Below are 17,290 nucleotides of genomic sequence, written 5' to 3'. Positions count from 1 at the left end.
CGCCTATTCGGCGGCGAGCGCGCAATCCTCGCGCGGCAGCTCCAGCGCCAGCGCCTCGACAATATCGGTCATCAGCCCGCGCATCCGCTCAACGCCCGGCCCCGGCCGGTCGAGCGTTGCGTCCAGATAGAGGCTGCGATCGATCTCGATCTGGATCGCATGGAGCCCGCTTCCCGGACGGCCATGCCGGTCCAGCAGATGGTCGCCGGCATAGGGATGATTCTGCGCCGTCGCCACGTCATGCGCCTGCCCGATGTCGGCGACGAGGGCCATCAGCCGGCTCGACGCGCTGCGGCCGAAACGATCGCCCAGGACCAGGCCGGGCGCGCGCCACCCCGGCGCGGTCGGCGGCAGCGGCGGCATGGAATGGATGTCGAGAAGGATGGCGTGCCCATGTGCACCGCGCGCGGCCTGCATCAACCGGGCCAGCTCCCCATGATAGGGACGGTGGACCTGGTCGATGCGCCGCTGCACCTCCGCCCAGGCGAGCGGTCCGCGCCACAGATCGTTCGCGCCCGGCAGGCGGCGCGGCACCAGGCCGAGGCCGCCGCGCAGCTTGGCGCTGCTGTGGAGGGTGACGCCGCGCGGCAGGTCGCGCAGCATCGCCGGGTCGACCTCCCGCTCATGCCGGTTGAGATCGATCATCGCCCGCGGCGCGCGCGCGACCAGCGTGGTGAAGCCGCGCCCGATCAGGGGCTGGATCAGCAGATCGACCCAGCGATCCTCCAGCCGCCGCAGCACTTCCGGCCCCACCCGCGCCTGCGCCAGCAGTTCCGCCGGATAGTCCCGCCCGGCATGGGGCACCGACAAAATGACCGGGCGATCGGGGATCGTCGGCCCGTGCAGGCGGAAGGGAGCGTTCGATGAAGCGGAAAATCGCAGCGCGCCGTCGTCCAATGCGGTTCCTTTCGCCGGCGCGCCAAATTTGGTTACCCGGGTGGATAATATTTACACCTTGTCGCATATAAGCGGGCTTCGCGCCAGCCAAAGGGGTGGGATGCGCGCGTGAGGTTACAGGACGAAACCGGGCGATGATTCGCATATTGTTGGCAGAAGATGACGAAAGTATGCGGACCTATCTGGCCCGCGCGCTGGAAAAGTCCGGTTATGACGTGGTGCCGGTCGCGACCGGGCTGGAAGCGCTGCCTTATATCAATTCGGACCGGTTCGACCTGCTGCTGACCGACATCGTCATGCCGGAAATGGACGGCATCGAACTGGCCCAGCACGCGGCGTCCGTCGCGCCGGACATGCGGATCATGTTCATCACCGGCTTTGCCGCCGTGACGCTGAAGGCCGGCAAGGCGGTGCCGCAGGCCAAGGTTCTGTCCAAGCCCTTCCACCTGCGCGATCTGGTGCTGGAGGTCGAACGGATGTTCGGCAGCGAGAGCGTGTCAGGCCGGAACTGAAGGCTCAGTCCGGCACCACTTCCTCCATGTCCGGGGTCGGATCGAGCGGGATGCCCGCCATCGCGGCCTTGAACCGCTCCCGGTCCAGCCCCTTTTCCCAGGCCGACACGACCACCGTCGCCACGGCATTGCCGATGAAGTTGGTGAGCGCCCGGACCTCGCTCATGAAACGATCGACGCCCAGGATCAGGGTCATCCCCGCGACCGGCACCGACGGCACGATCGAAAGCGTCGCCGCCAGCGTGATGAAGCCCGCGCCGGTGACGCCCGCTGCGCCCTTGGACGAGATCATCGCCACCAGCAGCAGCAATATCTGCTCCTCCAGGCTGATATGGACGTTGCAGGCCTGTGCGATGAACAAGGCCGCCAGCGTCATGTATATATTGGTGCCGTCGAGGTTGAAACTGTAGCCGGTCGGCACGACCAGCCCCACCACCGACTTGCGGCAGCCGGCCCGCTCCATCTTCTCGATCAGGCTGGGCAGCGCCGCTTCGGACGAGGAGGTGCCCAGCACCAGCAGCAGTTCCGCCTTGAGATAGCGGATGAGGTGGAGGATGTTGAAGCCCACCAGCCGGCAGACCGCGCCCAGCACGACCAGCACGAACAGCAGGGCCGTCAGGTAGAAGGTCGCCACCAGCCCGGCCAGGTTGGCGAGCGTGCCGACACCATATTCGGCGATGGTGAAGGCCATCGCCCCGAAGGCGCCGATCGGCGCGGCCTTCATGAGCAGGGCGACCAGCTTGAACACGGCATGGCTGGCGGATTCCAGCACCGTCATGAGCGGCTCCGCCTTTTCTCCGATCATGGTGAGCGCGATGCCGAACAGGATCGCCACGAACAGCACCTGGAGGATGTTGCCGTCCGCCACCGCAGACACCATGGTCGAGGGGATGATGCTCATCAGGAAGCCGGTGAGCGTGCGTTCATGCGCCTGATGGGCATAGTCGGCGACCTTGCCGGCATCGAGCGTCGCCGGATCGATATTCAGCCCCGCGCCTGGCTGTACGATGTTGGCGACGATCAGGCCGACGATGAGGGCGAGGGTGGAGAAGGTCAGGAAATAGCCGAACGCCTTGGCCGCCACCCGGCCGATCGCGCCCAGCTCCTTCATCCCCGCGATGCCGGTGACGATGGTCAGGAAGATGACCGGGGCGATTATCATCTTCACCAGCTTGATGAAGGCTTCGCCCAGCGGTTTCATCTGCTTGCCCGCGTCGGGCCAGAAATGCCCCATCAGCACGCCCAGCGCGATCGCGACGAGAACCTGGACATAAAGCTGGCGGTAGAAGGGCAGGCGCGGGGTCGTCTGAATCGGCGAGGATGGCGATGGCAGCATGGATATTGGCGTCCCCCTGTTTGCGCCGCAGCATATGGGCCACCCCTGCCCTGTCCAGAAGAATATCGACCCGATGCAATTTCCCGCTTGCGCGAGTCACATAGCCCCGTTATTGGCCCCCTCCACGGCGGGCGTGTAGCTCAGTGGTAGAGCACTGTGTTGACATCGCAGGGGTCGCAAGTTCAATCCTTGCCACGCCCACCATGACAAAGCCCGTCGCTTCCTTTCGAAGCGGCGGGCTTTCTCTTTTGCGGCGCGGCGGGACGCGCGCTAAGGCTCGGCCCGGACGATCGGGGAATGCACCAATGATGCCGGGCTGCGAGACGATATCAGGCAAGCGGATACTGTTCGTGATGGCGGTGGAGGCCGAATATGGCCCGCATCTGCGCGCGCGATTCATTCCGCTGATGACCGGCGTAGGACCGGTGGAAGCCGCGCTGGCGACCGGCGTCGCCTTGCACGACATGGCGCGGCAGAACGCCCTGCCCGACCTGGCGGTCTGCCTGGGCTCGGCGGGATCGCGCACCTGCCCGCTGGGCGACATCTATCAGGTGGCCAGCGTTTCGTGGCGCGACATGGACGCCTCGCGCCTGGGCTTTGCCAAAGGGGTAACGCCCTTTGTCGACCATCCCGTCGACCTGCCGCTGGCAACCCCGCTCCCCCTGCCCCTCGCGCACCTGTCCACCGGGGCGAACATCGTCGGGGGCGAGGATTATGCCGCGATCGACGCCGACATGGTCGACATGGAGACCTTCGCGGTGGCGCGGGCCTGCGCCCGTTTCGACGTACCGCTGATGGGATTGCGCGGCGTGTCCGACGGACCGGGGGAGTTGGACCATATCAACAGCTGGATGGAATTACTGGGCCTGCTGGACGAGCGGCTGGCGGCGGCGGTGGACCTGTTGCCCGCCGCTCTCGCGCATCCGGGCTGATCAGTCCCCGTCGAAGCGGATCAGCGCCTGCGCCGCGACGCCATCGGCCTCCAGCGCCGCCCTGCCACCCAGATCGGGCAGGTCGACCGCAAAGAGCGCCATCAGCACGCTGGCGCCCTGTTCGCGCAGCAGTTGGGCGGCGGCGATCGCGGTGCCGCCGGTGGCGATCAGATCGTCGACCAGGATGACGCGCGCGCCGCGCGGTACCTGCCCTTCATGCATTTCCAGCCGGTCGGTGCCATATTCCAGCACATAGTCGATGCCGACCGTCCTGCCCGGCAGCTTGCCCGCCTTGCGCACCGGCACGAATCCCTTGCCCAGCGCGAGCGCGAGCGCCGCGCCCAGGATGAAGCCGCGCGCCTCGATCCCGACGATCAGATCGGGGTCGAGCGGGCGCGCGATCGCCGACAGGCGATCGACCAGCTCGGAAAAACCCTCCCCGTCGGCGAGCAGGCTGGTGACGTCGCGGAACAGGATGCCCGGCTTGGGAAAGTCGGGGATGGTGCGGATAAGGGCGGTCAGGCCGTCGATGCTCATGGGAAGCCTCCATAGAGAAAGGGCGCGGTTTCCTCAAGAAACCGCGCCCCTCCCTTTTTCTCCGGTCCGGCTTCCGTCAGGCCGCCTTTTTCTTGTCCGCCCAGATATTCTGATAGGACATATAGGCCAAGCCCGTCGCGATCAGCAGGAAGACGATGGTAGCAAGGCCCGCGCGACGGCGGTTTTCCAGCTTCGGCTCGGCCGTCCAGGTCAGGAAGGCCGCGACGTCCTGCGCCATCTGGTCCACGGTCGACTTGGTGCCGTCGCCATAGGTCACCTGGCCATCGGCCGACAGCGGCGGCGCCATGGCGAGGTTGAGGTTGGCGAAATAGGGGTTGTAGTGCAGCCCTTCCGGCGTCTTCGAATCCGGGAACTGCTTGAGCAGTTCGGCAGGTTGCGCCCGATAGCCGGTCAGCAGCGAATAGACATAGGCGCTGCCATGATGGCGGGCCTTGGTCATCAGCGACAGGTCCGGCGGGATCGCATTGTTGTTCGCCGCCGCCGCCGCGACATTGTTCGCGAACGGCTTGGGGAAATAATCGGCCGGCACCGGCTCGCGGGTCGAGGCCTCGCCCGTGGCCGGATCGACCGACGGGGTCTTGATCGCCCACTGCTTGGCGATGGCCTTCACCTCGGCCTCGTTATAGCCGAGCGCTTCCAGGTCGCGGAAGGCGACGAACTTCAGGCTGTGGCAGGCCGAGCAGACTTCCTTGAACACCTGGAAACCACGCTGGAGCTGCTGCTTGTCATATTTGCCGAAGGGGCCGTCGAACGAGAAGGCGACATGCTTGGGAGCCAAGTGAAATTCATGCTCCACCGTGGGCTGGGGCGGCTCGGTGACATAGGCCACCGCGCCCACCAGGAAGGAAACCAGCAGCCAGCCCGCGAAGAAGAGGCCGACGAGAAATGCGCCGATGCGTACCATATCTGTCTACCCCCTTATTCGGCCGGGACCGCGACGGGTTCGCCGTCGGTCTTGCCATATTTCGCCAGCACCGATTCGGTGATCGAGCCAGGCAGCGGCAGCGGCTTTTCGAAGCGCGAGATGAGCGGCAGGATGATGAGGAAGTGAGCGAAATAATAAGCCGCCGCCACTTGGCTGATCATCACGAACGGCTCTTCCGCAGGGGCGCCACCGCAATAGCCCAACACCGCCACGTCCGCGAGCAGGATGTACCAGAATTTCCGGAAGGTCGGACGATAGCGGCCCGAACGCACCGGCGAGGTATCCAGCCAGGGCAGGAAGAAGAGCAGCAGGATCGACGCGAACATCGCCAGCACGCCCAGCAGCTTTGCGGGGACGAAGAAGAAGTCCACCGTGAAGGCGCGCAGGATCGCGTAGAAGGGCCAGAAATACCATTCCGGCACGATGTGCGCGGGGGTCGAGAGCGGGTTCGCCTCGATATAATTGTCCGGATGACCCAGGAAGTTGGGCGCGAAGAACAGCAGGACCGAGAAGATGATAAGGAAGACACCCGCACCGAAACCGTCCTTCGCGGTGTAATAGGGGTGGAACGGGACGGTATCCTGCGGCCCCTTCACTTCCACGCCGGTCGGGTTCGAGGACCCCGGAATATGCAGCGCCCAGATGTGCAGGATGATGACCCCCGCGATCACGAAGGGTAGCAGGAAGTGCAGAGAGAAGAAGCGGTTGAGCGACGCGTTGCCGGGAGCGAATCCGCCCAGCAGCCAGGTCTGGATCGGTTCGCCCACCACCGGGATCGCGCCGAACAGGCCGGTGATCACCTTCGCGCCCCAGTAGGACATCTGGCCCCACGGCAGCACATAGCCCATGAAGGCAGTCGCCATCATGAGGAGGAAGATGACGAGGCCGAGCAGCCACACCATTTCGCGCGGCGCCTTGTAGGAGCCGAAATAGAGACCGCGGAAGATGTGGAGATAGACGACGATGAAGAAGAAGCTGGCGCCGTTGGCATGGGCATAGCGCATCAGCCAGCCCGAATTGACGTCGCGCATCGTCTGTTCGACGGTGCTGAAGGCCACCAGGTCGTTGGCGCCATAATGCATCGCCATGATGACGCCGGTAACGATCTGGATGACCAGCGCGAGGCCGGCCAGCACGCCGAAATTCCAGAAATAGTTGAGATTGCGCGGGACGGGATAGCCCGCGCCGATCGCGTTGTAGACGAGGCGCGGCAGCGGCAGCTTCTCGTCCATCCACTGCATCGCCGGATGCTTGGGGGTATAATGCTCAGCCCAGGGAAAGCTCATGGTTTCTTACCTCAGCCTACGAGAATGGCGGTGTCGGAAGTGAAGCTGAACTTCGGAACTTCCAGATTCTTGGGCGCGGGGCCTTTGCGGATGCGCGCGGCGGTATCGTAGGACGAACCATGGCATGGGCAGAAATAGCCGCCATATTCGCCCTTGTTCTCGCCCTCGCCCGCGCCCAGCGGCACGCAGCCCAGATGGGTGCAGACACCCATCGTCACCAGCCACTGCTTCTTGCCGTCGACGGTGCGTTCCTCCAGCGTCTGCGGGTCGCGCAGCGTGGAAGCGTCCACCTTGTCGGCTTCGGCGATTTCCTTGGGGGTCAGCTGCCGCACGAACAGCGGCTGGCTGCGGAAGGTGGTCTTTATCGCCTGCCCCGGCTGGATCGCCGACAGGTCCACTTCCGTCGATGCGAGCGCCAGCACGTCCGCGCTGGGGTTCATCTGGTCGACCAGCGGCAGGACGACGGCGACGGCGCCGACTCCTGCGAAGCTCACCGCAGCGATGTTGATGAAATCGCGGCGGCGCACCCCTTCTCCGCCGGATAGACCTTGGCCGTCAGAATGCTCTACGCTCGCCATGCACCTCTACCCTTGCAAGACTTCCCTGTCACACCGGAATGCCGTTACTGGCGCTACTTATCAAGGGATTTGGGTCGTCAGCCGCAGCTGCCCCCGCCTACCCCCCGGCGTGGTTCGGGGAGCCTGATAACCGCACATTGCGCGCTTTGCCAACCGCAATGTTACTTAAACTGTTGCAAATCGCGTCCGTGCGGTAAGGCGCGGCCATGCGTATCGCCCTTTACCAACCCGAGATCGCGGGCAATGTCGGCGCAATCCTGCGGCTGGCGGCCTGTTTTTCGGTCCCTGTCGACATCATCATGCCGACTGGATTCGCCTTTTCCGACACCCGCCTGAAGCGGGCGGCGATGGACTATGGCGAGGCGGCGGACGTCACCCGCCACGTCAATTTCGCCGCGTTCGACGCCGCGCGCCGGGCCGAAGGCCGCCGCCTGCTGCTGATGAGCGCCCATGCCTCGCAGCGACTGCCCGATGTGCAATTTCGCGCCGACGATGTGTTGATGATGGGATCGGAAAGCGCCGGCGTGCCGGAGGATGTCCGCGACCTGGCCGATATTCGCGTCCGCATCCCCATGGCGCCGGGCTTCCGGTCGCTCAACATCGCCGTGTCGACGGGCATCGCCGTCGCCGAAGCCCTGCGCCAGACCGGAAGGTTCCCGCAATGACCGCCAGCAATCCCGTTCCCACCGTTCCCTTCGCCCTCGACGCACGGCAACAGGCCGCGCGCAGCTGGTTCGAATCGCTGCGGGACCGCATCTGCGCCGAGTTCGAGGCGATCGAGCGCGAAGCCGGCAGCGACGCCCGCTTCGCCTTCACCGCCTGGGACCGCGAGGCCGACGGTCAGGCGCCCGGCGAGGGTGGGGGCGGCGTGCGCGGCGTGATGAAGGGCAAGGTCTTCGAGAAGGTCGGGGTCAATGTGTCGACCGTAGGCGGCGAATTCGCGCCCGGATTCGCCCAGACCATCCATGGCGCGGCCGACAATCCCGCCTTTTTCGCCACCGGCATCAGCCTGGTCGCGCACATGGCCAACCCCCATGCCCCCGCCGTCCACATGAACACCCGCTATCTGGTGACCACCAGGAGCTGGTTCGGCGGCGGCGCGGACCTCAACCCGCCTTTGCCGCGCGACGAGGATACGGCGCATTTCCACCAGGTGCTGAAGTCCGCCTGCGACGCGCATGACGCGGATCATTATCCCCGCTTCAAGAAATGGGCGGACGATTATTTCTTCATTCCCCATCGCGGCGTGCATCGGGGCGTGGGGGGCATTTTCTACGATCATCTGGAATGCCCCGACGATGCCGCCTTCGACGCGAATTTCGCCTTCACCCGCGATGTCGGCGACGCCTTCCTCGCCGCCTTCCCGCCGATCGTGCGGCGGCGCATGGGGGAAGGCTGGACGGACGCGGACTATCGCACGATGCTGGAATGGCGCGGTCGCTATGCCGAGTTCAACCTGGTCCATGACCGGGGCACTTTGTTCGGCCTCAAGACCGGCGGCAATATCGACGCGATCCTGATGAGCCTGCCCCCCATGGCGAGCTGGAGCTGACGCGCATGGCGCTGATGCCGGTCGATCCGGGCATGGTGGCGACGATCGTCACCCATCTGGAGATGCGTGATCGCCCCCGGCCCGCGCCGATCCCGCCAGCGCCGCTGCGGCTGGTGCCGTGGAAGCGGCCGGAACTGGATGCCTATCGCGCGCTGTTCCGCCGGGTGGGCGCGCCCTGGCTGTGGTTTTCGCGGCTGGTCATGGCCGATTCGGCGCTGGTGGCGATCCTCCATGACCCGGCGGTGGAGGTCTATGCCGTCACCGATCCGCGCGGCACCGAAGTGGGCCTGCTCGAATTGGACTTCCGCTCGCTGCCCGATTGCGAACTCAGCTTTTTCGGGCTGGTGCCCGAACTGAACGGCAAGGGACTGGGCCGCTGGCTGATGGCGCAGGCGAAGTCGCTCGCCTGGCGCAAGGGGGTGGAGCGGTTCTGGGTCCATACCTGCACGCTGGACAGCCCGGCGGCGCTGGGCTTCTATCTGAGGTCAGGGTTCGTGGCCTATGGGCGGGAGATCGAGACCTTCGCCGATCCACGGCTGGCGGGAATATTGCCGCGCGACGCCGCGCCGCATGTCCCGCTGCTGGATCAGGCGGCGACCGCCTGACGATAGAGGCGGGCGAGCATCACCAACATATAGACCTGGATCACCGTCGACACGAGCGCCCCGGCGATGCTGCCGGCCAGACGCGCGCCTTCCGGTCCGGCCACCAGCCCGCCCAGCACGCCGACCACCGCCTGCGCCGCCGCGCTCGCGATCGCGGACAGGATCATCACCAGGAACAGAAACCCCAGCAACCGCCAGAAATGGCCGCGCGTCAGCTGCCATGCGGCGCGCAGCGATTCCACCACCCCGGTCCGCCCGTCGATCACCACCGGGTTGAGCAGGACGAAACGGACGCTGGCGAAAAAGACCAGGATCGCGCCGCCAAAGCCGAGAAGCAGGCCCATCGTGGCGCCGAGCGGCTTCGAGGCGAGCGAGAGGACCACGCCCAGGAGGATCGCCATGGTCACGGCCACGACCAGCGCGCCGGCGATCACCAGCGCGGTGCCGATCAGCACCGGCAGGCGCGCGAAGCTCAGCCGCAGCGCTTCCCCCACGCTGATCCCGGGGCGCAGCGCCAGCGCGAACAGGGCGAGCGACCCGAACCAGATGAGGATGACCGTCAGCAGCATCGCCACGGCAAAGCCGGGCGGCATGGCGGGGATCGTGTCCGCCTTCGGATCGGCGAACCAGGCCGCCAGTTCGGGCGGGGTCATTTCCTGGAGGATGAGGCCCGGCAGCGCCACGAACAGCAGCGCCACGGGAAAGAGCAGCGACGCCTCCCGCGCGACGAAGGCGACCGCTTCTTCCCACGCCTTGCCGATCGACATCGTCGTCATATCTATGTGCCTGCCTGTGTTTTCCGGAAATTATGGCGCGAGACTTGATCGCTCGCCCGCCCCAAGTCAAGGAAGCGCCCCATGTCCGATCCCGTTTCCGATGCCACGCCCCCGCCCCTTCCCTTTCCCGCCCGACTCGAATGGCGCGTCGAGACCGCGCCGCTCGACTATCCGCCCGCGCTGGCCGAGATGGAGGCGCGCGCCGCGGCCATTTACGAAGGGGGCGCGCAGGAACGGGTCTGGCTGCTGGAACATCCCCCGCTCTACACCGCCGGGACCAGCGCGAACCCAGCCGAACTGCTCGACCCGCGCTTTCCCGTGCATGATGCGGGGCGCGGCGGGCGCTACACCTATCATGGGCCGGGGCAGCGGATCGGCTATCTCAACATCGATTTGCGGGAACGGGGCAAGGATGTCCGCAACTTCGTCCATCATCTGGAAGGCTGGATGATCGCGGCGCTGGGCGACCTTGGCATCGCGGCGCGGCGGGCGGACGGGCGGATCGGCATCTGGACCGACGACCGCCAGGGCCGCGAGGCGAAGATCGGCGCGCTGGGCATCCGGGTGCGGCGCTGGGTGACGCTCCACGGCTTTTCGATCAACGTCGATCCCGACCTGTCCCATTTTGGCGGCATCGTGCCGTGCGGGATCAGCGAATATCCCGTCACCAGCATCGCCGCATTGGGCGGAAATGCGTCGATGGCCGCGCTGGACGCCGCTTTGAAGGCCCATTTTCCCGCCTTTCTCAGCCGCTTGGCGCGCTGCGGCGCGGGGGTTGAGCAATGCGGGACAGGCGGCTAGGGTCGCGCCTTTCGCTTGGCGGGGGGCTGCCGGGCATTGGAACAGGCTTTCAAGGAGACCCGGATGCGCCTGACTGCACGGACCATCTGCATCGCTGCGCTGCTGCCTCTTGCCGCCTGCGGGGGCGGTGACAAGGGCGGCAACAGCGTGCAGATGAAGGACATGGAGGTGGTGGACGGTACCGCCACCGACGCCATGACCGACCTGGATGGCGTGCAGAGCGAAGGTACAGCCCTGGCCCTGCCCGGCGGCAACGCGTCCGCCAACGGCAGCGAGCCCGCCAAGCCGGCCGCACCGGCGGCACCTGCCGAAAAGGCGCCGGTCCAGGACGACGAAGTGCTTGCCGATCAATAGGAAGCTCCGCTAGCAAGGCCGGACGGTTCAGCGGCGATACAGTCGTCGCGGGGAATGATAACGGACGCGTCGATCGACGCGCCCTGCCTGAGAGGTTTTGTCGATGAAGGTCCGTTTGCCGTCACGCCGCGCGCTGTTCAGCCTGGCGATCGCCATCGCGCCTGTCGCCGCCCAGCCCGCCGCCGCGCAATTCTACTGGTCGCCGCCCGACATGAGCGCGCCGCCGCTGAGCGATACGACCGCCGCCACCGCGCTCGGCCTGCCGGGCGCGACGCCGGCGGAGATCAAGGCCGGGCTGGCGTGGAACATGCGCGCCGCGCTCAACGTCGCGGCGCTGCAATGCCAGTTCGAACCGACGCTGCTGACGGTGGGCAACTATAATGCGATGATCGCCCATCATGACGCGGAACTGGACGCCGCCCAAGCGACCCTGCTCGGCTATTTCCAGCGCACCGTCGGCAAGGGCCGCGCCGGCCAGTCCGCCGCGGACATGTATAACACCCGCATCTATTCGGGCTATTCGACCGTCCAGGCGCAAAAGGGCTTCTGCCAGGAGGCCGCCGTCGTCGGTCGCCAGGCGATCTTCGCCGACCGCGGCACGCTGAACGAGGTCGGGCGCGTCGGCCTGCCCTCGATCAAGAAGGCGCTGGTGCTGGCGGGCGAGCAATTTTACGGCACGCCTGGCTATGACTATGTCGTCGCCCTGCCGTCCTTCGATCCGAAATGCTGGAAGAAGGGCGTGCTGCAACCCCTCTGTCATCAGGCATGGAACGACCGGACCGGCGTGAAGCCCTGACCCGCGCGGGCGCGCGCAACGGCTCGGACGAAGCGGGCGGGTTCAGCGACGTGCCCCCCTCTCCCGTTCGGGCCCAACCTGCCGAAGCCCGCCGCCTAGCGCAGCCCCAGATATTTATGCGCCTGCACGGTCAGGCGCCATTGCGGGCGGTCCATGACCAGGGCGATTGCGGCGCGGGCATTGTCGGGCGCATGGGCGTCGTCCAGCGGCTGGAGGAGATGATGGTCGAAAGCCCACTCCGCCATGGCGTCGACATCGGCCAGGCTGTGCCCGCCGCCCGGCTGCGGCCAGACCAGCTTGAGTTCATTGCCCGAACGCTGCACCACTTCGCTCCCGGCCTTGGGGCTGATGCAGACCCAGTCGATGCCGGGATGGACCGGCAGGGTGCCGTTGCTCTCGATCGCGATGGTGAAGCCGCGCGCATGAAGCGCAGCGACCAGCGCATCGTCCACCTGCAACATCGGCTCGCCGCCTGTCAGCACGATATAGCGGCCCGCGCCGCCCGCGCCCCAGAAGCCGAGCGCGGCGTCGGCCAGCGCATCGGCATCGGCGAACCTGCCGCCGCCAAGGCCGTCGGTGCCGACGAAATCGGTGTCGCAGAACCGGCAGATGGCTTGGCCACGGTCCTGCTCGCGCCCGCTCCACAGGTTGCAGCCGGCGAAGCGCAGGAATACCGCGCGCCGCCCCGCCTGCACCCCTTCCCCTTGCAGGGTCAGGAACATTTCCTTGACCGCATAACTCATCGGCTATGCCTTTGGCGGCTGCACGGCATAGATGGTGGGATCGGGCAGCCCCGCTTCCTCGAACCCTTTTGAACGCAGGCGGCAGCTGTCGCACAGGCCGCAATGCTTGCCGTCGGGCGTGGGATCATAGCAGGACCAGCTGATCCCGGCATCGAGACCGAGACGGTGGGCTTCGCGCGCGATGTCGGCCTTGCTCATATATTGGAGCGGCGTGTTGATGCGGATCGGATGCCCCTCCACCCCCGCCTTGGTGGCCAGCGTCGCCATCTTCTGGAAGGCGTCGATGAACTCCGGCCGGCAGTCGGGATAGCCCGAATAATCGAGCGCGTTGACGCCGATGAAGATGTCGCTGGCGCCGGCCACTTCGGCCAGGCCCAGTGTCAGCGACAGGAAGATGGTGTTGCGCGCGGGCACATAGGTGACGGGAATGTCGCCACCCACGCCGCCCTTGGGCACGGCGATGTCAGCGGTCAGCGCCGATCCGCCGAACGCGGTGAGATCGAGCGGCAGGACGATATGGCGCATCGCGCCGAGCGATTCGGCCACGCGCGCCGCCGCATTGAGTTCGACACGGTGGCGCTGATTATAGTCGATCGACAGGGCAAGCAGATGATAGCCCGATTCGCGCGCCAGCCCGCCCGCGACCATCGAATCCAGTCCGCCCGAAAGCAGGACGACGGCGAATTTTCCTTGATTGGCAACCATGGTTTTCGCGCTACCCCCCGGGCAGCCGCAGCGCAAGCATCAGGCGGTCAATGGCAGGCGCCGATGCGCCGACCTTCCATCGCGAAGGCGAAGGGTGCTCCGTCCGCCACGCCCTGGGTGCGGATCTGCACCAGCCGCGAGGTTTCCACGCGCAGGTCGGTGCGGCCATTGCCCGCCCCCGCGCAGTCATAGGTCACGCTGGCCGCATGGGCGCTGTCGCTGACGACAAAGCTGACGCAGAGCGGGCCGGGATGCTGCGGCTGCATCAGCTGGCGCAGGTCGGCGACGCACAGCTTGCGCGTTTCGGCGCCCTCGCCCCGGCCGCGCAGTTCCCATTCGCCCGTTTCCAGTGCGCGCAGGGCCAGCAGCTGCGGCATGGTCACCGCGCCGGCCCAACCCGTCATCATCAATGCCGCCGCGACGCCCAGCGCCCGCAGTCCTGCCTTGCCCATGATCCCTGTACGATCCCGCCAAAAAGGGTGCGCGACGGCCAGGCCGCGCGCAATCCCATCATCCATCCCGCACAAATGCGGCATTTTGATAGCGCGAAGCCGCGCCATTGCCTCAATTACAAATATCGTCAGTGTAACGACAGCCGGCGTTCGTCAGGTGAAACTGTCGACCGCGAGGGGGAAGATGCGCGAGCAGAAAGCGCAATCGACGCCGATCACGCCCCGCTCGTCCGCCATTTCCGCCCGTTCTTCCGGCGGAAAGCGGCCGATGACGCTGCGGATATGCGCCAGGTCGCAGCGACAGCCCTTCGCCAGCGGCGCAGGTTCGGTAACGCGCACTTCCTCCTCTTCATGGAAGAGGCGCCAGACGATGTCGGGCAGCGGCAGATCCGCGTCGGTCAGTTCCTCATCCTTCAGCGTGACCGCCAGCGCCTGCACATGCTCCCATTCGGGATGGTCGTGGCGGACATGCAGCCGCTCGCGGCCGACCTCGCCCTCGGGCAGGTGCTGAAGCATCAGGCCGGCCGCGAAGCAGCCTTCGCCCGCATCATGCCGGGTGGCGATGCGGATGATGCTGGGGATCTGTTCGGACTGGAAGAAATAATGTTCGGCCGCATGGGCGAGCGATTCGCCCTCCAGCGGGACGATGCCCTGATAGCGCTCGCCGGTCACCGCCTGGTCGAAGGTGATGGCGAGATAGCCCTTGCCGAACAGACCGAAGAGAGAGGGATTCGGCCCCAGTTCGGCCAACCGGTCGGCGTCGAACTTGGCATAACCTCGCAGTTCGCCATTCTTATAATCGGCAACGAGCAGGCTGACGACGCCATTTTCGGTCTGCGCCTGGAGCGTGAGCTGACCGTCGGCCAGCTTGAGCGTGCTGCCCAGCAGGGCCGCCAGCACCAGCGCCGAGGCAAGCACCCGCTCGATCGGCGGCGGATAGGCATGGGCGGCAAGCACGTCGTCGAGAACCGGGCCAAGCCGCACCAGGCGACCGCGCGCATGGCGGCCGGGAATGGTGAAGCCCATGGCCTGGTCGATGGAGGCGGCAGAAGTCACGATACAGCTCCGGTCGGCCGGCACGAACAGCGCGCCGGCGTGAATAGGCATCCAGCGATGCGGACAGGACGCCTAGATAGGAAGCCCGCCCGAAAACTCAACCAAGCCGCCCGAGCGCCCAGAGCAGAACCGACTTCTGGGCGTGGATGCGATTTTCCGCCTCGTCCCAGATCAGCGACTGCGGGCCGTCGATCACGTCAGCCACCACTTCCTCGCCACGATGGGCTGGCAGGCAGTGGAGGAATTTGGCATCCGCCTTCGCCCCGGCCATCAACGCGGGCGTCACCTGATAGGGCATCATCGCCGCCAGTTTCTCCTCGGCGTGGGACTGGCCCATGGAGATCCAGGTGTCGGTGACGACTACGTCCGCGCCGGCGACCGCTTCGGCCGCATCGCGGGTCAGGGTGATGGTCGACCCGGCGGCGCGCGCCGCCTCCGCAAAGGCCGGATCGGGATCATAGCCTTCGGGAATGCCCATGCGAACATCGAACTTCATCAGGCCGGCGGCCTCCACGATCGAATGGAGGACGTTATTGCCGTCTCCCAGCCAGGCCCACTGGCTGCCGGGCAGCGCCAGCCCATGCTCCACCACGGTAAGCAGGTCGGCAACGATCTGGCAGGGATGCGAAAGGTCAGTCAGGCCATTGACGACCGGGACGCTGGCATAATGCGCCATTTCCTCGATCTTCGCATGGTCGTCGGTGCGGATCATGATCGCGTCGGCCATGCGGCTCAAGACGCGCGCGGTGTCGGCGATCGTTTCGCCCCGGCCCAGCTGGCTGGTCGCGCCGTCCAGGATCAGCGACGTGCCGCCCAGCTGGCGGATCGCCATGTCGAAGCTGACGCGGGTGCGAGTGCTGTTCTTCTCGAAGATCATCGCCAGCGTGTGCCCGGCGAGCGGCGCATCGGCGTCCACAGTGCCCTTGGGCTTGCCCGCGCGCGCGGCCTTCCGATCGATGGCATCCGCGATCATCGCGGCGATGGCATTGCCGCCCGCGTCGGAGAGATTCAGGAAATGCTTGGTCATGTCATTGCCCCCTCAACCGTTCGGGCTGAGCTTGTCGAAGTCCGCTCTTTCCCGTGAAGAAGAGCGGCCCTTCGACAGGCTCAGGGCGAACGGGGGTTGGTGTCAGGCCGCCTTGGCCTCCGCGAAGCTCCGCGCGCCGGCGGAAATCTTCTCGATGGCTTCGGCGATATGGCTTTCCTCGATGACGAGGGGCGGCAGGATGCGCAGCACATTCTGCCCGGCCGACACGGTCAACAGGCCATGATGGTCGCGCAGATGGCCGACGAAGCTGCGAGCGTCATAGCCGTCCTTCATCTTGACGCCCAGCATCAGGCCCATGCCGCGCACATCCTCGAACATGTCGTCATGATTGGGGATGAGCTGTTCCAGCGCGGCGCGCAGGCGCGCGCCCATGGCGTTCACATGGTCCAGGAACCCGTCGGCCAGCACTTCCTCGATCACCGTCAGGCCCACCGCCATGGCCAGCGGATTGCCGCCATAGGTGGTGCCATGGGTGCCGAAGACCATGCCCTTGGCCGCGTCCTCGGTGGCGAGGCAGGCGCCCAGCGGGAAGCCCGCGCCGATGCCCTTGGCCACCGCCATGATGTCCGGCTTCACGCCATATTGCTCGTGCGCGAAGAAGGTGCCGGTGCGGGCATAGCCGCACTGCACTTCGTCCAGCACCAGCAGCAGGCCATGCTCGTCGCACGCCTTGCGCAGGCCAGTCAGGAATTCGCGCGTCGCCGGGGTGACGCCGCCCTCGCCCTGCACCGGTTCCAGCAAGAAACCGGCAGTATTGTCGTCGATCGCCGCCAGCGCGGCGTCGAGATCGTTGAAGGGCACCACGGTAAAGCCGGGCAGCAGCGGTTCGAAGCCGTCGCGCATCTTGGGCTGGCTGGTGGCCGAGATCGTCCCCAGCGTCCGCCCGTGAAAGGCGTTGTCGAAACTGATCAGCTTGTGCCGGTGCGCCTCACCATTGGCATAATGATAGCGGCGCGCGGTCTTGATCGCGCATTCGACCGCTTCGGCGCCCGAATTGGTGAAGAAGACGGTGTCGGCGAACGTGTTGTCGACCAGTTTCTGCGCGAACTTCTCGCCCAGCGGCATCCCGTACAGGTTCGACACATGCATCAGCGTCGCGGCCTGATCGGCGATGGTCTTGACCAGTTTCGGATGGCCGTGGCCGAGCAGGTTGACGGCGATGCCGCTGGCGAAGTCGAGATAGCGTTCGCCGCGCTCGCCGATCAGATAGCAGCCCTCGCCTCGCACCGGACGCACATCGCACCGGGGGTAAACGGGCATGAGCGGCGTAATCGACATGGGCCTTCCCTTTCTGGACTGATGTATCATCGTCTGGTGCGCGGACTTGCGCGAAACGCAAAAAGGCGGCCCCCGCCGGGCCGCCCTTTGCGAGCACCGC

General features: G+C 66.1%; 21 protein-coding genes and 1 tRNA gene. 9 read left to right on the top strand and 13 right to left on the bottom strand.

The features are described from left to right. Positions 1-3: 3 nt before the first annotated feature. Positions 4-897, bottom strand: coding sequence for an N-formylglutamate amidohydrolase (locus A7Q26_RS04735; protein WP_066857339.1), 894 nt, complete (start codon positions 895-897; stop codon positions 4-6). Between the two features lie 134 nt (positions 898-1,031). Between A7Q26_RS04735 and cpdR the strand changes: the two genes are divergently transcribed. Then, positions 1,032-1,409 (top strand): cell cycle two-component system response regulator CpdR, encoded by a 378-nt coding sequence (cpdR, locus tag A7Q26_RS04730; protein ID WP_066857337.1) that lies wholly within the window; start codon positions 1,032-1,034, stop codon positions 1,407-1,409. 4 nt (positions 1,410-1,413) lie between these two features. Here the strand turns inward: cpdR and A7Q26_RS04725 are convergent, their stop codons facing one another. After that, the gene (locus A7Q26_RS04725; RefSeq protein ID WP_066857334.1) at positions 1,414-2,745 is read right to left on the bottom strand and encodes a dicarboxylate/amino acid:cation symporter; all 1,332 of its coding nucleotides are present in this window, start codon (positions 2,743-2,745) and stop codon (positions 1,414-1,416) included. A 129-nt stretch (positions 2,746-2,874) separates the two neighbouring features. Between A7Q26_RS04725 and A7Q26_RS04720 the strand changes: the two genes are divergently transcribed. Together A7Q26_RS04720 and A7Q26_RS04715 are read left to right on the top strand one after the other, a co-directional pair. After that, positions 2,875-2,949 (top strand) — tRNA-Val (locus A7Q26_RS04720). A 101-nt stretch (positions 2,950-3,050) separates the two neighbouring features. Beyond that, on the top strand, positions 3,051-3,677 hold the full coding sequence (locus tag A7Q26_RS04715) for a 5'-methylthioadenosine/S-adenosylhomocysteine nucleosidase (RefSeq protein WP_066857331.1): 627 nt from the start codon (positions 3,051-3,053) through the stop codon (positions 3,675-3,677). On the opposite strand, the gene A7Q26_RS04710 is transcribed toward A7Q26_RS04715, so the two are convergent. The 4 genes from A7Q26_RS04710 to petA form a co-directional block, all read right to left on the bottom strand. Then, complete coding sequence (locus A7Q26_RS04710; protein WP_066857328.1) at positions 3,678-4,214, bottom strand: adenine phosphoribosyltransferase; 537 nt, start codon at positions 4,212-4,214, stop codon at positions 3,678-3,680. 76 nt (positions 4,215-4,290) lie between these two features. Next, the gene (locus A7Q26_RS04705; protein WP_066857321.1) at positions 4,291-5,139 is read right to left on the bottom strand and encodes a cytochrome c1; all 849 of its coding nucleotides are present in this window, start codon (positions 5,137-5,139) and stop codon (positions 4,291-4,293) included. A 14-nt stretch (positions 5,140-5,153) separates the two neighbouring features. Beyond that, entirely contained in the window at positions 5,154-6,446 is a 1,293-nt protein-coding gene (locus A7Q26_RS04700) for a cytochrome b (RefSeq protein ID WP_066857319.1), read from the bottom strand. An 11-nt stretch (positions 6,447-6,457) separates the two neighbouring features. After that, the gene (gene petA / locus A7Q26_RS04695; RefSeq protein ID WP_066857316.1) at positions 6,458-7,024 is read right to left on the bottom strand and encodes a ubiquinol-cytochrome c reductase iron-sulfur subunit; all 567 of its coding nucleotides are present in this window, start codon (positions 7,022-7,024) and stop codon (positions 6,458-6,460) included. Positions 7,025-7,230: 206 nt separating this feature from the next. Between petA and A7Q26_RS04690 the strand changes: the two genes are divergently transcribed. The 3 genes from A7Q26_RS04690 to A7Q26_RS04680 are packed head-to-tail and all read left to right on the top strand — an operon-like array spanning position 7,231 to position 9,181. After that, positions 7,231-7,689 carry a tRNA (cytidine(34)-2'-O)-methyltransferase gene (locus A7Q26_RS04690; RefSeq protein WP_066857313.1) on the top strand — a complete coding sequence of 153 codons (459 nt, stop codon included), beginning with the start codon at positions 7,231-7,233 and terminating at the stop codon, positions 7,687-7,689. Then, positions 7,686-8,576, top strand: coding sequence for an oxygen-dependent coproporphyrinogen oxidase (gene hemF / locus A7Q26_RS04685; protein WP_066857310.1), 891 nt, complete (start codon positions 7,686-7,688; stop codon positions 8,574-8,576). The genes A7Q26_RS04690 and hemF overlap by 4 nt, the downstream gene beginning before the upstream one ends. Before the next feature lie 5 nt (positions 8,577-8,581). Further along, entirely contained in the window at positions 8,582-9,181 is a 600-nt protein-coding gene (locus tag A7Q26_RS04680) for a GNAT family N-acetyltransferase (protein ID WP_066857307.1), read from the top strand. Here the strand turns inward: A7Q26_RS04680 and A7Q26_RS04675 are convergent. Beyond that, positions 9,163-9,957, bottom strand: a complete 795-nt coding sequence (locus A7Q26_RS04675) for a glycerophosphoryl diester phosphodiesterase membrane domain-containing protein (RefSeq protein WP_066857304.1) — start codon at positions 9,955-9,957, stop codon at positions 9,163-9,165. The two genes, A7Q26_RS04680 and A7Q26_RS04675, sit on opposite strands and share 19 nt — an antisense overlap. 81 nt (positions 9,958-10,038) lie before the next feature. Here A7Q26_RS04675 and lipB point away from each other — a divergent pair, with 81 nt between their 5' ends. The 3 genes from lipB to A7Q26_RS04660 all read left to right on the top strand — a co-directional run bounded on the left by lipB (position 10,039) and on the right by A7Q26_RS04660 (position 11,908). After that, on the top strand, positions 10,039-10,758 hold the full coding sequence (lipB, locus tag A7Q26_RS04670; RefSeq protein ID WP_066857301.1) for a lipoyl(octanoyl) transferase LipB: 720 nt from the start codon (positions 10,039-10,041) through the stop codon (positions 10,756-10,758). A gap of 63 nt (positions 10,759-10,821) precedes the next feature. Then, complete coding sequence (locus A7Q26_RS04665) at positions 10,822-11,112, top strand: hypothetical protein (RefSeq protein WP_066857298.1); 291 nt, start codon at positions 10,822-10,824, stop codon at positions 11,110-11,112. Positions 11,113-11,215: 103 nt separating this feature from the next. Continuing rightward, the gene (locus A7Q26_RS04660; protein ID WP_066857296.1) at positions 11,216-11,908 is read left to right on the top strand and encodes a hypothetical protein; all 693 of its coding nucleotides are present in this window, start codon (positions 11,216-11,218) and stop codon (positions 11,906-11,908) included. A gap of 95 nt (positions 11,909-12,003) precedes the next feature. On the opposite strand, the gene queE is transcribed toward A7Q26_RS04660, so the two are convergent. The 6 genes from queE to A7Q26_RS04630 all read right to left on the bottom strand — a co-directional run bounded on the left by queE (position 12,004) and on the right by A7Q26_RS04630 (position 17,190). After that, positions 12,004-12,651, bottom strand: a complete 648-nt coding sequence (gene queE, locus A7Q26_RS04655) for a 7-carboxy-7-deazaguanine synthase (protein ID WP_066857293.1) — start codon at positions 12,649-12,651, stop codon at positions 12,004-12,006. Positions 12,652-12,654: 3 nt separating this feature from the next. Beyond that, positions 12,655-13,356, bottom strand: coding sequence for a 7-cyano-7-deazaguanine synthase QueC (gene queC, locus A7Q26_RS04650; protein ID WP_066857290.1), 702 nt, complete (start codon positions 13,354-13,356; stop codon positions 12,655-12,657). Between the two features lie 47 nt (positions 13,357-13,403). Further along, positions 13,404-13,808 carry a DUF3617 domain-containing protein gene (locus A7Q26_RS04645; protein WP_066857975.1) on the bottom strand — a complete coding sequence of 135 codons (405 nt, stop codon included), beginning with the start codon at positions 13,806-13,808 and terminating at the stop codon, positions 13,404-13,406. Between the two features lie 153 nt (positions 13,809-13,961). After that, positions 13,962-14,834 carry an Hsp33 family molecular chaperone HslO gene (gene hslO, locus A7Q26_RS04640; protein ID WP_198162854.1) on the bottom strand — a complete coding sequence of 291 codons (873 nt, stop codon included), beginning with the start codon at positions 14,832-14,834 and terminating at the stop codon, positions 13,962-13,964. Positions 14,835-14,961: 127 nt separating this feature from the next. Further along, a complete protein-coding gene (argF, locus tag A7Q26_RS04635) occupies positions 14,962-15,891 on the bottom strand; it encodes an ornithine carbamoyltransferase (RefSeq protein ID WP_066857283.1) in 930 nt (309 codons plus the stop codon). A gap of 102 nt (positions 15,892-15,993) precedes the next feature. Next, the gene (locus A7Q26_RS04630; protein WP_066857275.1) at positions 15,994-17,190 is read right to left on the bottom strand and encodes an aspartate aminotransferase family protein; all 1,197 of its coding nucleotides are present in this window, start codon (positions 17,188-17,190) and stop codon (positions 15,994-15,996) included. Between the last annotated feature and the right edge of the window lie 100 nt (positions 17,191-17,290).

The organism is Sphingobium sp. TCM1 (assembly GCF_001650725.1).
Taxonomy (GTDB): domain Bacteria; phylum Pseudomonadota; class Alphaproteobacteria; order Sphingomonadales; family Sphingomonadaceae; genus Sphingobium.
Note: the sequence above shows the minus strand (reverse complement) of the source record. Positions and strands in the feature narration are given on the sequence as shown.